13 protein-coding genes are annotated in these 17193 nt (G+C 42.6%); 11 read left to right on the top strand and 2 right to left on the bottom strand.

Features of this window, described 5'->3' with window-relative positions; translation table 11 throughout:
* Positions 1 to 878 precede the first annotated feature (878 nt).
* Positions 879 to 1037, top strand: coding sequence for a hypothetical protein (locus tag AACU32_RS25075; RefSeq protein ID WP_339378260.1), 159 nt, complete (start codon positions 879 to 881; stop codon positions 1035 to 1037).
* 967 nt (positions 1038 to 2004) lie between these two features.
* Here AACU32_RS25075 and AACU32_RS25070 read toward each other — a convergent pair.
* Complete coding sequence (locus AACU32_RS25070; protein WP_096603902.1) at positions 2005 to 5406, bottom strand: NB-ARC domain-containing protein; 3402 nt, start codon at positions 5404 to 5406, stop codon at positions 2005 to 2007.
* Positions 5407 to 5443: 37 nt separating this feature from the next.
* Entirely contained in the window at positions 5444 to 5584 is a 141-nt protein-coding gene (locus AACU32_RS25065; RefSeq protein ID WP_339378259.1) for a hypothetical protein, read from the bottom strand.
* Between the two features lie 68 nt (positions 5585 to 5652).
* Here AACU32_RS25065 and AACU32_RS25060 point away from each other — a divergent pair, with 68 nt between their 5' ends.
* From AACU32_RS25060 to minD, 10 genes are all read left to right on the top strand, one after another.
* Positions 5653 to 5910, top strand: a complete 258-nt coding sequence (locus AACU32_RS25060; protein WP_339378258.1) for a hypothetical protein — start codon at positions 5653 to 5655, stop codon at positions 5908 to 5910.
* Positions 5911 to 6004: 94 nt separating this feature from the next.
* The gene (locus AACU32_RS25055) at positions 6005 to 8128 is read left to right on the top strand and encodes a RecQ family ATP-dependent DNA helicase (RefSeq protein WP_096603900.1); all 2124 of its coding nucleotides are present in this window, start codon (positions 6005 to 6007) and stop codon (positions 8126 to 8128) included.
* Positions 8129 to 8134: 6 nt separating this feature from the next.
* On the top strand, positions 8135 to 9364 hold the full coding sequence (locus AACU32_RS25050; RefSeq protein ID WP_096603899.1) for a DNA-processing protein DprA: 1230 nt from the start codon (positions 8135 to 8137) through the stop codon (positions 9362 to 9364).
* A gap of 468 nt (positions 9365 to 9832) precedes the next feature.
* On the top strand, positions 9833 to 11875 hold the full coding sequence (locus AACU32_RS25045; RefSeq protein WP_096608166.1) for an SUMF1/EgtB/PvdO family nonheme iron enzyme: 2043 nt from the start codon (positions 9833 to 9835) through the stop codon (positions 11873 to 11875).
* A 3-nt stretch (positions 11876 to 11878) separates the two neighbouring features.
* Positions 11879 to 12367 carry a hypothetical protein gene (locus AACU32_RS25040; protein ID WP_339378257.1) on the top strand — a complete coding sequence of 163 codons (489 nt, stop codon included), beginning with the start codon at positions 11879 to 11881 and terminating at the stop codon, positions 12365 to 12367.
* Positions 12368 to 12500: 133 nt separating this feature from the next.
* Positions 12501 to 12671 carry a hypothetical protein gene (locus AACU32_RS25035; RefSeq protein WP_339378256.1) on the top strand — a complete coding sequence of 57 codons (171 nt, stop codon included), beginning with the start codon at positions 12501 to 12503 and terminating at the stop codon, positions 12669 to 12671.
* Between the two features lie 13 nt (positions 12672 to 12684).
* On the top strand, positions 12685 to 13350 hold the full coding sequence (locus AACU32_RS25030) for a hypothetical protein (RefSeq protein ID WP_096603897.1): 666 nt from the start codon (positions 12685 to 12687) through the stop codon (positions 13348 to 13350).
* Positions 13351 to 13355: 5 nt separating this feature from the next.
* Positions 13356 to 14687 (top strand): four-carbon acid sugar kinase family protein, encoded by a 1332-nt coding sequence (locus AACU32_RS25025; protein WP_096603896.1) that lies wholly within the window; start codon positions 13356 to 13358, stop codon positions 14685 to 14687.
* Positions 14688 to 14953: 266 nt separating this feature from the next.
* The gene (gene minC, locus AACU32_RS25020; RefSeq protein WP_096603894.1) at positions 14954 to 16096 is read left to right on the top strand and encodes a septum site-determining protein MinC; all 1143 of its coding nucleotides are present in this window, start codon (positions 14954 to 14956) and stop codon (positions 16094 to 16096) included.
* A 270-nt stretch (positions 16097 to 16366) separates the two neighbouring features.
* Positions 16367 to 17173, top strand: coding sequence for a septum site-determining protein MinD (gene minD / locus AACU32_RS25015; RefSeq protein ID WP_096603893.1), 807 nt, complete (start codon positions 16367 to 16369; stop codon positions 17171 to 17173).
* Positions 17174 to 17193 lie beyond the last annotated feature (20 nt).

Genomic DNA, 17193 nt, shown 5'->3' with positions numbered 1-17193 from the left:
TTTTTGATGATTTAGGACAGACCAGTTCGCCAATGTTCTTCTCATAGGAATACGGCTAACGAAACAATATTGCCGCGAGAATAAAAACATCAAGTCGGTATGTTTTTTTTCAGATTACCGCTTGGGATTATGACGCTTTTTTAGGTCTTGTTTATCCTTGTCATCTCCCCATTAACACCAGTGTGCCATATCTGCTTTTAGCTCTGATTGTGTCCTGTTTCCAGCTTCACTCTCTAGAATTCCGAGTCTAGTCGGTGTGGACAGGTTGGGAGTCACTGTTTCCTTTCCAGGGTAGGATTCTATACCTACATCCGAGAATTAGTTATGAGATTTTCCAGGTTTCATCCGGATTTTTCTCACCTAGAGCTATATACTTGGTAGTATTTTTTACTCTAGAACGAGTCGCACTGTTTCAATCCCTGATAGGGATTTTAGTTAATTGCAATTTTCTGAGTACTTTAAATATCTTGAAATTCAACGTTTCAATCCCTGATAGGGATTTTAGTTAATTGCAATTAGCCTAGCCGTTGTGCACACTCAAATCGTCTGTGTTTCAATCCCTGATAGGGATTTTAGTTAATTGCAATTTAAATTCAGACCATGAGGACAATTGGTCAATAATTGCGTTTCAATCCCTGATAGGGATTTTAGTTAATTGCAATGGCTCGGAGTTGAAAGCGTTGATATATTTGGTTTTCAAGGTGCAGTTGCGTCAATCTCCAACTAAAGTAGCTTTTCAGTCCTTGAGTTGTCAAGAGGTATCTTGGGTAAAAAAGCTCAAAAGCTTGTGTAGCAAGGGTTAGAGAGTTTGCGTCAACCTCATCATAGGTGTAAGAGGGTTCAAAACCACTAGGGGTAAGCTTTTGGGGCGTAAAATTTTGCTTCATTTTTTAAACACCTACTGGTTGGCGCAAAACTCAAGCAAAGAAGACTGTGGTGCGGATTGGGATTTTGCGGGCGATATGTTCAATTTTAGTTTGGCAGCAGGTAGTTTAAACAGATGCGATCGCCTTCATCCTGTATCTAAGCTTGGTTAATGAGGTTCTGAGCTTGGTTAATGAGGTTCTGAGCTTGGTTAATGAGGCTCTGAGCTTGGTTAATGAGGTTCTGAGCTTGGTTAATGAGGCTCTGAGCTTGGTTAATGAGGTTCTGAGCTTGGTTAATGAGGTTCTGAGCTTGGTTAATGAAGTCTCTGAGCTTGGTTAATGAGGTTCTGAGCTTGATTAATGAGGCTCTGAGCTTGGTTAATGAGGTTCTGAGCTTGGTTAATGAGGCTTTGAGCTTGGTTAATGAGGCTCTGAGCTTGGTTAATGAGGCTCTGAGCTTGGTTAATGAGGCTTTGAGCTTGATTAATGAGTTCTTACAAAAAATAAATTACCCATATTCGGTAGTGCGAGCATCTTGCTCGCTGATGTTCAAAAGTTTCCTTTACGCTCGCACTACAAATTTATACCAATTTGAAGCCAGAATGCGACAGATTGTAGGGGCACGGCACTGCCGTGCCCTCTAGAATATAATGATGTGTCGCAAACATTATTTGAATTAGACATCTCCAGAAACTAGGTTTTCATCTAGACAGGGGAAGGGTTTCAGATTCTTTTTCAAAGATGTCTATTGGTATTATTGGGTATTTATAGCAGTTTTCACGTAGTTGAACCACACTCTCAGGGCACAGCACTGCTCATTGGTGTCAACTTAAGCCCAGATGCATACAGCGTAAGTCTTTGGGGTTCTCTCTCTTTACACCATAAACTTTCGATCCCCCCTAACCCCCCTTAAAAAAGGGGGGAAAAGAATCAAAGTCCCCCTTTTTAAGGGGGATTTAGGGGGATCGAATATCTTGAGCAACAAAGCTTTTCACGTTAAGTTGACACCAATGCGCAGTGTTCCCTACGGCAATTGTGGTCTATTTACAGGAAGATGCTGTAAAAAATTGGATGTCCCTAATGATCTAAGCTTGATTAACGAGTTAGGACTTATATCATGTCCGGGTAATTAGTTATTCTAACTCTCCACCGCGCCCAATGCTTTCAACGTAGCTATCTGCGCAGCAGTTAAACCTGTAATTCCGGTGATGTTCATCCCTTCATAAGGTCTTTCCACTTGCAAAGTCTTGATACATTCACCGGTTTTGACGTTCCATAATTTTATTGTGCCATCGCCGCTGCCACTGGCTAAAATTTGTCCATCGGGATGAAATGCCACTGACCAAACTCGATTAATATGTGCTTGTAATATATAGATGCATTTGCCGTCATTAACTGACCATAGTCTCACTGTTTGGTCGTCACCGCCACTGGCTAAGGTTTGTCCATCGGGACTAAATGTGACTGACCAAATCCAGTTACTATGTCCTTGGAGAATTGAGAGACATCTACCATCTTTAATTGACCACAGTCTAATTGTTTGGTCGTTACTACCACTAGCTAAGATTTGACCGTCGGGGCTGAATGCTACTGGCCCGACTTGGCCTGTGTGTCCTTGTAAAATTTTCAGGTATTTGCGATCGCTCATTGACCACAATCTTACTGTTTGATCGTTACCTGCACTAGCTAAAATTTGTCCATCGGGACTGAATGCTACTGACCATACTTGGTTATTATTTTCTTGTAAAACGTGCAGACATTTACCTGTGTTGACTGACCATAATCTAATTGTGCTGTCATGACTACCACTAGCTAATATTTGACTATCGGGACTAAATGCTAGCGATCGCACTTTATGAGTATGTTCGTCTAAAATATGTAGGCATTTACCATCTTTAACTGACCATAGTCTAATTGTGCGGTCATGGCTGCAACTCGCTAAAATTTCCCCATTAGGGCTGAATGCTACTGACCTGACTTGCTTGGTATGTGCTTCTAAGGTTTTGCGACATTGATTATTGGCAATTGACCACAGTCTAACTTTTTGGTCGAAACCACCACTAGCTAAGGTTTGACCATCGGGGCTAAATGCTACTGACTCGACACCGTTAATGTAGCCTTGAAAAACTTTCAGACATTGACCATCACTCACTGACCACAACCGCACTGTTTGGTCATAACCTGCACTAGCTAAAATTTTACCATCAGGGTTAAATGCTACTGCCCAAACGCGATCGCTATGTCCTTGGAGAATTTGGTAACATTGTCCATCACTGACTGACCATAACCTGACTGTTTGGTCGTAACTACTACTAACTACAGTTTGATTATCAGGACTAAACCGCACTGCTAAAACGCGATCGCTATGTCCCTGAAGAACTTGCAAGCATTGACCATCTCTAATTGACCATAGCCTGACTGTAGTATCATAACTGCCACTAACCAACATTTCACCATCAGGGCTAAATGCGACTGACCGCAGTTTATCTGTATGTCCCGGAAAAACTTGCAAGCATTGACCATCATTAACTGACCATAGTCGCAGTGTTTGGTCGTAACTACCACTAACTACAGTTTGACTATCAGGACTAAAGGCGACTGACCAAATTTCATTAGTGTGTCCCTCGAGAACTTGCAAGCATTGTCCGGTATTCGCTGACCAGATTCTCAGGGTTTGGTCGTAACTGCCACTAACTAAAAGTTGACCATCGGGACTATATGCTACTGACTCTACGCGATCGCTATGTCCTTGTAAAGTTTGCAGGCATTTACCGTCATTAACTGACCATAATTTAATAGTTTTGTCAACACTTGCACTGACTAAAATTTGACCATCCGGGCTAAAAGCGATGGAGCGCACAAAACCTGTATGACCTTTAAAAGTTAAAATCGGTTGACCATCATCTATTTGCCAAAGCCGAATTTCCCCATTCGCATCGCCTGTAGCTAAAATTTCACCATCGGGACTAAAAGCGACGGCGAAAATAGTTGCGAGAATATCCGTAAAAACTGAGCGCGATAAAGCCGCATTGACTAATGTTACCTGCTGTAAATTCACTCCCTTGAGGTAAGCTTGCCAAAGGGTGAGATGGGAAAAGTCATAATTGCTTAAATCTGTTTCCAGATAGCAAAGTAAATTTAAAATATTCCCGCCGATATACCCTGGTTGCTGGGTAGATTTTGACTGTAAGCTGGCGAGAATTTGCTGTAACTGAGTTTCAACTTTTTTCTGGCTTCCCAGTAAATTCAATAACCTTTGGGACAGGGGTTTAATAATCAGGCGGATTTGGGCTTCCCGGATATAATCTTTAGCAGTCGCCTTCATTAAAGCATAGCGATTGCCGAGAGTAATTTCCCCTGTGATGATATTTTCACAGACTTCGGCAATTAAGCGATCGCTCAAATATTCCATCACCACAGGCTGGAGAGTAAACAGAGCATTACTTTTTTCGATTAGCGACCTTCTAACTAATGATTGTAACGCCTCCACCAAATTTGACTGTGATGACAGGGTAACAATATCCTCTCGCAATTGCCCAATTCCCACAGGTTCCCGATTAATTGCTAACCAGTACATCACCTCTGTTTCTAAATCGGAAAGTCGATGAAATTGCTGGTCTAAAAGTTGGCGAATACCCCCAAACACTATGGTATTCTGGGACAAAAAAGCAGTAATACTACTATCAAATAGTTCTTTAATCGTCGTCGAAATTATTTTTAATGCTAAGGGATGACCTTTATAAAATTCAATCAGCTTTACTTGTTCTGTTTGTGTCCCAGAAAGTCCTTGAGTATGAAAAATTTCTTCGCCATCGACTGCTTTTAACCCAGTCAATTGTAAAACCCGCACCGGCAGAGTTTCACCCTCCGATGTGGCAATTTCTGGCGGTTTCTCGCGACTGGTGAGGATTAAACAACTTTGATGATTTGTCGCCCCAATACGTCGAATCAGTTCCCCATAAACTTCATATCCTTCTCGATAAGCCAAAGCACCCGATTGAAACACCGACTCAGCATTATCTAATATTAATAAACAGCGTGATGAGCGCAGATACTCAATCAGTAAAGAAATTCTCTCCCCCACATCCTCAGGTAAATCAGTTTGCTGCTGCAAAGAGAGAAACTTAATCAAATCTGCCAGAATATCTTGTATTGGTGGCGCATTTCGCAAACTGCGCCAAATCACAAAATCAAACTCCCCTTGAATTTTTTGTCCCAGCTTAATAGATAGAGAAGTTTTCCCGATTCCCCCCATCCCCAAAATCGCCACCACACGACAGCTATCTTGTAAAACCCAGCTTTCTAACAGAGTAAGTTCTTCAGTGCGTCCATAAAAAACCGACACATCCACAGCTTCCCCCCAATCAACCCGATGTCCAGTCTGAGATTTTAGCTGTGGAGTAGGCTGTGAAGTACTTACCAATTCAGTTGCTTGGTGCTTTTCACGGCGTTTGTCGATATAGTCCAGAACTTGCACCGTGCTAGCAATAAAACCAATTAAGCCGACAATAAAGCCGATAGTAGCGGAGATAGGGTCCATGCAGACAATGCCCTACTGAAGATATGCTCTGATCAATTTAGCATTTTTGGCAATTAGCAGTATGTTCTGCCCAATTTCCCCACCACCACACAGTTATGGCTGATTCTATTTCCCAAGACTGATGAAAAAGTGCGATCGCCGTTAGAGGATGTTTTAAAAGTCCTCTTATGCGTAGCAAAAAATTATAGATCCCCCTAAATCCCCCTTCTTAAGGGCAGGGCTGTTTCATTCCCTAAAAGATGTAAAATGACAAGCGTCGAGGGGATGAAAATAATGGGTGCTTGTCTGATTGAACAACTACGGCAAGTAAAAGATTTTCGAGTCAAAGATGTCATTTTTGATGAAGACCATTCGACCATACGTATGGGTAATGCTCCTGGGAATTTGTCAGTGATGCGAACGATCGCTCTCAACATCCGCCGCCGAAATGGTTATTTCTCCATCACCCAAGCCCAAAGATTTATTTCTCATGATATTGACAAACTCTTATCCCTTGTGGGATGAAACAGCCCTGCCTTAATAAGGGGGTTGGGGGATCTGAGTGCATAAGTTCTGATTAAATTGGTGTTAAAACAGAAATGCTAAGTACTGAGTATATATGACAACCGAACTTCAGTCAAAGGCGTTACTGCTGTTGCGTCAAGCTTTGGATAACTCAACCGCTGACTTTCGCCCTGGACAATGGGAAGCGATCGCAGAGTTAATCGAAAAGCGATCGCGTTTACTTGTTGTTCAACGTACTGGTTGGGGTAAAAGTCTAGTTTATTTTTTAGCAACTCGCTTGTTACGCGATGGCTGCGCCAACGTCTTCGACGAACGCGGTGCTGGTTGTACACTGTTAATTTCTCCACTCCTAGCTTTGATGCGAAACCAAATTGCAGCAGCCCAACGCATCGGTATCAAAGCCGCTACAATTAACTCCAGCAATACAGATGAGTGGGAAGTTGTCAAAACTCAGTTGCTAATAGGTGAAGTAGATATTCTGCTAATTTCTCCTGAAAGATTAGCTAATGAAGAATTTCGCGAAAAAATTCTTTTACCTATATCTCAACGTATCGGTTTATTTGTTGTTGATGAAGCCCATTGTATTTCCGATTGGGGACATGATTTCCGCCCTGATTATCGGCGGATTGTGAGAATTTTACAAGCACTACCACAAAATATCCCCGTGCTGGCGACAACAGCTACAGCTAATAATCGAGTAGTTAATGATATTAACGCTCAATTAGGTTCAAATATAAGTATTTCTAGAGGAAATTTAATTAGACAAAGTTTGCGTTTACAAAATCTTTCTCTACCTAGTCCAGCAGCAAGAATGGCATGGTTAGCAGAACAGATACCCAATTTACCAGGAAGTGGGATTATTTATACATTAACTGTTAGAGATGCTGAACGAGTCGCTAACTGGTTAAAAATTCAAAATATTAACGCCAAAGCATATCATAGTAATTTAGAAAGTGATGTGCGGATAATATTAGAAGACGAACTATTGCAAAATGAAATTAAAGCATTAGTGGCAACTACAGCTTTAGGGATGGGCTTTGATAAACCAGATTTAGGCTTTGTCGTTCATTACCAAAGACCTGGTTCTGTTGTCCACTATTATCAGCAAGTAGGTAGAGCAGGTAGAGCGGTTGACATAGCCTACGGAATTCTTCTCAGTGGTAATGAAGATGATGAAATTACTAACTATTTTATCAATACTGCTTTTCCTCCAGAAATACATACGCAAAAAGTTTTAACTGTACTCAACGAAGCTGTAGATGGTTTGTCTGTTCCTCAGATAGAACAAAAACTCAATCTTTCGCGAGGACAAATTGATAAAGTTTTAAAATTGCTTTCCTTGGAATCTCCTGCACCCGTAACCAAGCAAAGTTCAAAATGGTATGCGACTCCCATAAATTATCAACCTGATACTCAAAAAATTGCCCAACTAACACAAATTCGTCGCCAAGAACAAGCACGAATGTGGGAATATATGCAAAGTCCACAATGTTTAATGACTTTTTTGGCAACAGAATTAGACGATCCTCATCCCACTGCTTGTGGAAAATGTGCTGTGTGCATAGGTAAACCTTTATTACCAGTAAATTGCTCAATTGAACTTGTCAATCAAGCAATTGTATATTTACGTCGTAGCGACCAAATTATTGAACCCCGGAAAATGTGGATTTCCCAATCATTACCAATTTATGGGTTTTCGGGAAAAATTAAAGATAATCTCAAAGCCGAAGCAGGTAGAGCATTATCTCTATGGAATGATGCAGGTTGGGGAGAATTAGTCAAGGAAGGTAAATATATAAATAATCATTTTGATGATGCATTAGTGCAAGGCGTTTATGACATGATTCAACGTTGGCAACCCCAATCATTTCCTACTTGGGTAACTTGTGTTCCCTCATTGAATCGTCCAGAACTTGTACCGAATTTCGCTCAACGCTTGGCGACAAAATTAAACTTACCGTTTATACCTATTGTCCGCAAAATTCGCGAAACTCAGTTACAAAAAAATATGAGTAATAGTTATCAACAAGCTCATAATTTGAATGGGGCTTTTGCGGTTGACCCTTGGTCAGGAATCAGCGGTTCTGTATTCTTAATTGATGATATGGTAGATTCCCGTTGGACTTTTACTGTAATTGCAGCACTGTTGCGTAGTGCTGGCTGTGGGATGGTTTTTCCCGTAGCATTAGCACTTAATTCATTAGGTCAAGGGGATTAAAATATCATGTTAAATCATGTCCTACCAGCAGATACTCAAGCAATTTTGCTGTTGTGCGCCAGTTTTGGGCAAAATCGACAAATTGAACCATTACCCCTGACTCTGAGTGAGTATAACTCTTTAGCAGACTGGTTAAAAGAAAACCAGATGCGTCCCGCAGACTTACTACAAGCAACAGCAAAAGAACAGTTACAAAAAATTACTATTAATAAGCTTAACCCGAATCGGCTTCTTGCTTTACTAGAACGGGGTGGAATGCTGAGTTTAGCAGTGGAGAAATGGACAAATTTAGGATTATGGGTGTTGGGACGAAGTGACGCAAATTATCCCAAGCGTTTGAAGCAGATATTGAAACATTCTGCACCAGCAATTCTTTATGGAGTTGGGAATATTGAACTTTTATCTCTGGGGGGACTAGCAATTCTCGGTTCTCGTGATATCGATGAAGAGATAGTTAGCTATACTCAAAGAATTGGACAAACCTGTGCTGCACAAGCAATTCAGGTAGTCTCAGGTGGAGCGCGGGGAGTAGATCAAGCAGCGATGTTAGGGGTGTTGGATGCTGGGGGAACATCTATCGGTGTGCTAGCTGATAGTTTAACTAAAGCAGCAGTTAACAGCAAATATCGTTCCAGCATTAAAGAAGGTAGACTTACTTTAGTTTCTAGTTACGATCCCGATGCTGGTTTTAACGCTGGTAATGCAATGGGGCGTAACAAGTATATTTATGCTTTAGCAGATTATGCGCTGATAGTGAGTTCCGCTTTTGGTAAAGGTGGTACTTGGGCTGGTGCGGTGGAAGCACTTTCACGAATGAAAGAGATTCCGGTTTTTGTGCGATCGCCCCTTGGGCGCAGCGCTTCGCTATCGCATCCTCAGATCTCAGAAGGTAACCAGCAACTATACAATCAAGGTGCAAAACTCTTTCCCGCTGAACTTGGGAATAATTCATTGCGGGAACTTTTGACAACAGCTATACAAACTGAGGAAGATAAAACATCACCACAAACCACCCCAAATCCTTCAACAGAAATCTACGATGCTGTTTTACCTTTGATTCTCAATCATTTACAGCAACCCAAGGATGCAAAATCTCTGGCTGAATCTTTAGATGTCAGACTCTCACAAATGCAAGATTGGTTAAATAGAGCTGTAATCGAGGGGAAAGTGCGGAAAATTAACAAGCCAGTAGTTTATATAGCCAATCAAGGCGCAACGCAACTTTCCTTGTTATGAATTTGGGCTTTGATGAACTTTTCTTTGCGCCTACCCTGCGGGAACGACTCCGTCGAATGCGCTTTTGCGTGAGACTGCTAAAAGCCGCTTCCTTAATGGCAAGCGCTTTTTGATTTAATTTAATTTTAAATACTTCTTCCTTATCGATTTTATTCTAGCAAATTTAGAATTAACAGTCAATAGTCCACATCCCATAAATTCCTGTTAAAGTCGTTGACTGTTGACGGTTGACTGTCTGTAGGGGCGGGTTCACAAATATCTTCGATTGTTAACGGGAATCTCGGTTAACCCGCCCCTACAACAATAGCAAGGGAATATTTTTTTACTGGGAAATCCCTTGTCACTCGATGCGATCGCACTTAAAGTATCGCTGGAGTTCTTCATACTTCAGCCTTGATTTGACTTGCTCGATTCCATCATTGACAATTACACTAAAATGCATCAGGTTTCTGGGGGTTGGCAGTCATCTTGAACACACTGGCTGGACGCTACGAAATCATTCGGCAATTGGGCGGCGGTGGTTTTGCTGTAACATTTTTGGCTAGGGATATTTTGCAACCTAGCAAACCATTATGTGTAGTCAAAAAACTGCGTCCTAACCAATCCCATCCCCGGGTTGTGGAATTTTTTGAAAAAGAAGCGGCTATTCTCGAAAAACTGGGTCAACATCCCCAAATTCCCCACTTACTCGCACATTTTAGCGAAAACGAAATTCTTTATATAGTTCAAGATTTTATCGAAGGACAAGACCTGAGTCAAGAAATCATTCCCGGTAAGCGGTTGAGTGAGGATTATGCAACCAAGTTGTTGCAAGATGTTCTCGAAGTTTTGTCTTTTATCCATAGTAGAGGAGTGATTCACCGCGACATTAAGCCGCAAAATATCATGCGCCGACATGAAGATGGTCAGATTTTCCTGATTGATTTTGGCGCGGTGAAAGAACTTGGCTCTTTGATGGTAAATTCTCAAGGCGAAGTATATTCCAGCGTTGTCATCGGTACTTCCGGCTATATGGCTTCGGAGCAAAAAAATGGTAAACCTTGTTTGGGTAGTGATGTCTATGCTTTGGGGATGACAGTAATTCAAGCTTTGACTGGTGTTTCACCCTCTAACTTGCACGAAGACCCATTGACAGGTGAAATCATCTGGCGAAATCACGCACAGGTGAATGACCATCTGGCTGAGGTGTTAACTCAAATGGTGCGCCGTCATTTTAGTTTACGCTATTCCCAAGCAGCTGAGGCACTGCAAGCTTTAAAAGTCCCGCCAACTATTCTTCTTAATCCCTCTCCTGAGCAAGTATACCTTCAAGAAGCGAGAAATCGCGCCCAACAAGGTCAGGGGACTTTGTCGGTTTTTGCTTTGAAAATATTGGAATCTAAGCGCATTGATTTGGGTTTATCTGAGGATGAAGCTAGGGAAATTCACGAACAAGTTCTCCAACCCTATCGCGAGTATCAGCAGAAATTACAGGAGTATGAACAAGTATTAATTGATGCAGTTAAGCAACATTATCCCTTTAATGAGACGACGCAAAAAGATTTGCGGGATTATCAGCGACATTTAGGATTACGAGATGGGGATATCGCAGCGATAGAAGCACGGGTAGTTCCCCAGAAACCACAGTATGGGAAAGTGGAAATTCAAACTGAGCTGTTTGAGTTTGAGTTTGCTACCTTAACTATCAAATCTGAATTATTAGAGACGAGAAAAACCTGGGAAATTAACCTCATTCGCGGACGCTCCAAGTTTTTCACAGAAACCTTGGGTAATAATGGCATAGTTTTAGAAATGGTTGCAATTCCCGGTGGAGAATTCCTGATGGGTTCCGCAAGAGATGAACCAGAACGTTATAACTCAGAAAGTCCACAACATCCAGTCACGATTAAACCCTTTTTCATGGGAAAATATCTCGTGACTCAGAACCAATGGAAAGCTGTTGCTGCTCTTGAAAAGGTAAATATTCAATTAAATCCCGAAGCATCTCATTTTAAAGGTGCTAATCGACCTGTGGAACAAGTTTCCTGGGATGAAGCAGTGGAATTTTGTGCGCGACTTACTCAAGTAACAGGAAAACCCTATCGCTTACCAACTGAGGCAGAATGGGAATACGCCTGTCGTGCGGGAACAACTACTCCGTTTTATTTTGGCGAAACAATTACAACAGATTTAGCTAATTACAACGGTAATTACGCTTACGCTTCGGGGACAAAGGGTAAATATCGGGGACAAACAACGGATGTCGGTAAATTTCCCGCCAACCCCTTTGGTTTATTTGATATGCATGGTAATACATGGGAATGGTGCCAAGATAACTGGCACAAAAATTATAACGGAGCGCCAGCAGATGGAAGTGTCTGGCTGAGTGATAATCATAACCGCTTGGTGCGTGGTGGTTCATGGAATATGAACCCCTGGAATTGTCGGTCAGCAGTCCGCAACTGTAACGCGCGAGAAAATAAGTATATCAATGTTGGTTTTCGGGTGGTGTTGGGTTATTTGAGCAATTAGTTGATGCGATGTCTACGACAAGCCGCTTTGCGTCTACGCATTGTGAGTCGATACAATGGCATTGTTAGTGGATGCGATCGCATTGTGAGTCGATACAATGGCATTGTTAGTGGATGCGATCGCATTGTGAGTCGATACAATAGCATTGTCACTGGATGCGATCGCATTGTGAGTCGATACAATGACATTGTCACTGGATGCGATCGCATTGTGAGTCGATACAATGACATTGTCACTGGATGCGATCGCATTGTGAGTCGATACAATGGCATTGTCACTGGATGCGATCGCATTGTGAGTCGATACAATGGCATTGTCACTGGATGCGATCGCATTGTGAGTCGATACAATGACATTGTCACTGGATGCGATCGCATTGTGAGTCGATACAATGGCATTGTGAGTCGATGCGAGCGCATTGTGAGTCGATACAATGGCATTGTCACTGGATGCGATCGCATTGTCACTCGATACAATGGCATTGTGAGGTGAATTCTTGGAATACATTAAGCATAGCCGTTGGTTTCGACTACTTCGACTTCGCTCAGTACAAGTCCGCTCAACCAACTGAGTGATCGAGAGTTGAGCGAAGTCGTCGAAACTCTTCGAGAAATCACCTGAGTCGATGCGATGTCTACGACAAGCCACTCCGCTTCTACGCATTGTCACTCAATACAGCTTAATCGGTGGTGAAAGTAGCACCGTCAAGGATGGGGAAACCCCGCCCCTACGAATAAACAATCGTCGCCTCAACGCTAAACCGACTACAATATATACGCAACTCGCGCTTCCTTAAGGAGTATCCAGCAGTGCAGCCGGATTTATTAGGTTTGGAAATTAGCAAAGGAGAATTGAGACGCTTAACTGGATTCGATCCAGAAGACGTTTTCCGACCTTCTATTATGGCAGACCGCGAGAAGCGATTAGGGTTTTTGATGAATGAGGGGTTGGTGGCGCTGGCACTCACACCGATTATTGTGGGTGGGATTTACGCTTTTATTATTCTGCCACTTATTGGTTCTTCAATTAAAATAGGCATCATTTTACTAATTCTAGTGCCAATTTCTGTAGTCATTGGGCGATCGCTCTGGCGTAAGTTCACTTGTCCCCAAGGGTTGACTATCCTTTTAGATGAAGTCGATAAATATCATTCTGTCATCCGCGCTATCGATATTAACGACCAATTAGCCACATCTGGCAATAGTCAAAGCAGCATCAACGATCGCGAAAAAGTCATCTCCGCATTACAACTGATTCGCGAAGATTTAGTTCGCGCTTTGAAAACCGAACGAATTTTACGTGATAATAAAAAATTGCTTGGCTCAAATCAAGAGTTATTTGTCAATAATTTAGCCAATCTCCAAGCCTTGCAACTTAACAGTCAAGCTGGAGAATACGCGCAGTTTATCAATCAATCATTGCAGATTGCCTTGGATGTGCAAGCAGAAATCAGCAAACTACAGTCGCCGCGTTGACTCCAATGACCAAAAAACCGAAAATTATTGTCCTGGATGACGATCCAACAGGTTCCCAAACAGTCCACAGCTGTTTGCTGCTGATGCATTGGGATGTGGAGACTTTACGCATCGGTTTGCAAGATGATTCACCAATTTTCTTTATTCTCACAAATACGCGATCGCTGCCACCAGAGTCAGCTGCATCTGTAACGAAAGAAGTCTGTCAAAATCTCAAAATTGCTTTAAATGCTGAAGGGATTACAGACTTTCTCGTAGTTAGCCGTTCGGATTCCACTTTACGGGGACATTATCCCATAGAAACAGATGCGATCGCCAAAGAACTCGGTCCCTTTGATGCCCATTTTCTCGTCCCAGCATTTTTTGAAGGGGGACGCATCACCATCGATAGCATCCATTATTTAGTTGTTGAAGGTAAACCTAAGCCAGTGCATGAAACTGAGTTCGCCCGTGATTCAGTCTTCAGCTACCATCACAGTTACTTACCCAAATATGTAGAAGAAAAAACCCAAGGACAAATTACTGCTGAGTCTGTCGAAAGATTCTTGCTAGCTGATATCCGTGCAGGTAGTTTGGAACGGTTGCTACAACTTCATGGTAATCAGTGCGTTGTCGTCGATGGTGAAACTCAAGCTGACTTAAACACCTTTGCAGTTAATATTTTAACAGCCGCCAGTCAGGGGAAACGCTTTTTATTCCGCAGTGCTGCCAGTATCTTAACAGCTTTAGCCAACTTACCCCCCCAAGCGATCGCCGCCGAAAATATGGCAGAATATGTACGTGGTGGTAAACCAGGAGCAGTGATTGTCGGTTCCCATGTCAAAAAGACGACTCAACAGCTAGAAGCACTGTTGCAAGCAGCGGGAACGGAGGGAATTGAAGTCAACGTGGCGCGATTACTTGATGATCCAGCTAATCAATCTGCTAAACTGCTAACCGAGATCACAGAAAGTATCAAGGCGGTACACGACGCTGGCAAAACACCAGTAGTTTACACCAGCCGTCAAGAACTTATATTTGAGGATGTGAATACAAGGTTAGAGTTTGGCACAAGAGTTTCCAGTTTATTAATGGATATTGTCCGGGGTTTACCATCTGATATAGGATTCTTAATCAGCAAAGGCGGTATTACCTCTAACGATGTCTTAAGTACTGGACTAGCCTTAACTTCAGCCCGGTTACTTGGTCAAATTTTAGCTGGTTGTTCGATGGTGCTAACACCCGCTGATCATCCCCAGTTTCCTAATTTGCCAGTCGTATTATTTCCTGGTAATGTTGGCGATGCTGATGCTTTAGCAACAAGTTATCGCAGATTGACTAAAAAGGATGCAGTGTAAAGGATGAAAAAATGGCTACATACTTCTGGTTTTTGGAGTGATTCATGCCCTCATCCCCCAACCCCTTCTCCCAAAATAGGAGAAGGGGAGAAAATTTCCAAGTCCCTCTCCCAAACTTGGGAGAGGGATTTAGGGTGAGGGCTATTGTAATTTCATACTTCATACTTCATACTTCATACTTCATCTGATATACTCACCACTCAGTAGTTTCTTGGGTGACAAACGATTAAGCAAAAACTTGTTCTTTCTCTTTTGGCGGGTGCTGTATGACTTCTGATTCTGCCGATTTAGAGTCCAATTCTGCAATACCTGATGCAGATGCAAAATCTAACGTTTCTCCTAGCGAGTCCAATTCTATTCTCCCTGACGCCGAGCTAAATTCTGTTATTCAGTATTTAAAGACAAATTCTGCGCCAGTAAATTCAGATAACCCTGACTCCGAGAACAATTCTGTGACTACTGATGGGGAATCAAATTCAGACAACCCGGAAGGGGAGAAAAACTCTGTAACTACTGATGGGGTAGCAAAGTCAGAGAATCCTGACTCCGAGACAAGTTCTGTTTCTGATGATGCGATCGCCAAATCCGAAAATCCTCCCGCAGAGAAATCTGATTTAGACTCAATTACTAGCCTTTCTGATTTAAATAACCTAGAGTTAGCATCACCAGAAAAGAAAGTCAAAAATAATATACAAGTCCAATGGAAAACAGAGGAGGGACGACTATTATTAATTTTACCCGCAGAAGCCCAAGTACCCGCCACAGAATTTAGCTGGTATGAAATTTGGCAACAGATGCGCCAACGTCTGCAAGCCGAACGCTTCCGGGTAGCAAATACACCAGTATATCTGATGGCAAAAGACCGCTTGTTAGATAGCAGACAACTGCAAGAACTAGCTGAGGTCTTAAATGAAGTCCAACTCCAGCTAAAATCCGTGGCTACTAGTCGCCGTCAAACTGCGATCGCCGCTGTCTCCTCTGGCTATTCTGTAGAACAACTACAGCCAGAAACTTCCTTGAGTTCGGAAATCAAAGCTACTCCCACCCCCTTAGCAGATGCACTTTACCTAGAAATGACGGTACGCTCTGGTGTAGAAATCCGTCATCCCGGCAGTGTCATTATTTTAGGAGATATAAATCCAGGTGGTATTGTAGTGGCAGATGGAGATATTTTAGTTTGGGGTAGATTACGGGGAGTTGCCCATGCTGGTGCTAGTGGCAATCGTGAGTGTCTGATTATGTCCCTGCAAATGGAACCTACCCAACTGCGCATCGCCGATGCTGTAGCTAGGGCACCGGAAAAATCGCCTACGCATTTTTCACCAGAAGTAGCACATATTACACCTGAAGGCATTCGCATAGCTAGGGCTATTGATTTTACTCGCAGCCAAATGAAGTATGAAGGATGAAGGATCAAGTATGAAGTATGAAATTATCCTAACACTACGTGAATTCAACAGACCTCACCCACCCAACCTCCCTCTCCTACAAGGAGAGGGAGGAGCAAGAAAAATTCAGTGTTTTACATTTCTCTCCTTTTAGGAGAGGGGCTGGGGGTGAGGTCAAGATTACAATTTCTTTCATCCTACCCTTCTGTTAGGGCTTCGCCCTACATCCTGCATCCTTCATCCTTTAGTAATTACTATATTTTCTAAACCCTAATTGAGCGTGTTTCGATCATGACTCGCATTATTGTCGTTACCTCCGGTAAAGGAGGCGTTGGAAAAACCACAGTTTCAGCAAATCTGGGGATGGCGATCGCCAAAATTGGTCGTCAAGTAGCCTTAGTTGATGCGGATTTTGGTCTGAGAAACTTGGACTTGCTACTTGGGCTAGAAAACCGCATCGTTTATACAGCGGTGGAAGTTCTAGCTAGAGAGTGTCGCTTAGAACAAGCTTTAGTCAAAGATAAGCGACAAACTAATCTAGTGCTGTTACCCGCCGCCCAAAATCGTACCAAAGAATCAGTCACCCCCGACCAAATGAAGTTATTGGTGAACGCACTGGCGCAAAAGTACCAGTACGTAATCATTGATAGCCCTGCGGGTATTGAAATGGGATTCAAAAATGCGATCGCACCCGCAAAAGAAGCCCTGATTGTCACCACCCCAGAAATATCTGCCGTCCGTGATGCTGACCGTGTAGTCGGGTTATTAGAAGCACAAGGGATTAAGCGAATTCATCTAATAATCAACCGGATCAGACCCGCAATGGTGCGAGCCAATGATATGATGTCTGTTCAAGATGTTCAGGAACTTCTTGCCATCCCCCTGATTGGAGTCATCCCAGACGACGAGCGTGTAATTGTCTCTACCAATCGCGGCGAGCCTTTGGTACTATCGGATACCCCCTCTTTAGCTGCTACGGCCTTTGAGAACATTGCACGGAGATTAGAAGGGGAATCTGTCGAATTTCTTGAACTCGACTCACCCCAAGACAACATCTTTACTCGTCTAAGAAAGTTGTTGTGGACTAAGATTGTTTAACTAATTTTCCCGTCTCCGCA

The organism is Calothrix sp. NIES-2100, from assembly GCF_963875285.1.
GTDB lineage: Bacteria > Cyanobacteriota > Cyanobacteriia > Cyanobacteriales > Nostocaceae > Aulosira.
Note: the sequence above shows the minus strand (reverse complement) of the source record. Positions and strands in the feature narration are given on the sequence as shown.

What these genes read in the sequence shown, in the direction of transcription:
- AACU32_RS25070 (WP_096603902.1), bottom strand. Translation starts at nt 5,406, where the DNA reads ATGGACCCTATCTCCGCTACTATCGGCTTTATTGTCGGCTTAATTGGT.
- AACU32_RS25060 (WP_339378258.1), top strand. Translation starts at nt 5,653, where the DNA reads ATGACAAGCGTCGAGGGGATGAAAATAATGGGTGCTTGTCTGATTGAA.
- AACU32_RS25055 (WP_096603900.1), top strand. Translation starts at nt 6,005, where the DNA reads ATGACAACCGAACTTCAGTCAAAGGCGTTACTGCTGTTGCGTCAAGCT.
- AACU32_RS25050 (WP_096603899.1), top strand. Translation starts at nt 8,135, where the DNA reads ATGTTAAATCATGTCCTACCAGCAGATACTCAAGCAATTTTGCTGTTG.
- AACU32_RS25040 (WP_339378257.1), top strand. Translation starts at nt 11,879, where the DNA reads ATGCGATGTCTACGACAAGCCGCTTTGCGTCTACGCATTGTGAGTCGA.
- AACU32_RS25035 (WP_339378256.1), top strand. Translation starts at nt 12,501, where the DNA reads ATGCGATGTCTACGACAAGCCACTCCGCTTCTACGCATTGTCACTCAA.
- AACU32_RS25025 (WP_096603896.1), top strand. Translation starts at nt 13,356, where the DNA reads ATGACCAAAAAACCGAAAATTATTGTCCTGGATGACGATCCAACAGGT.
- minC (WP_096603894.1), top strand. Translation starts at nt 14,954, where the DNA reads ATGACTTCTGATTCTGCCGATTTAGAGTCCAATTCTGCAATACCTGAT.
- minD (WP_096603893.1), top strand. Translation starts at nt 16,367, where the DNA reads ATGACTCGCATTATTGTCGTTACCTCCGGTAAAGGAGGCGTTGGAAAA.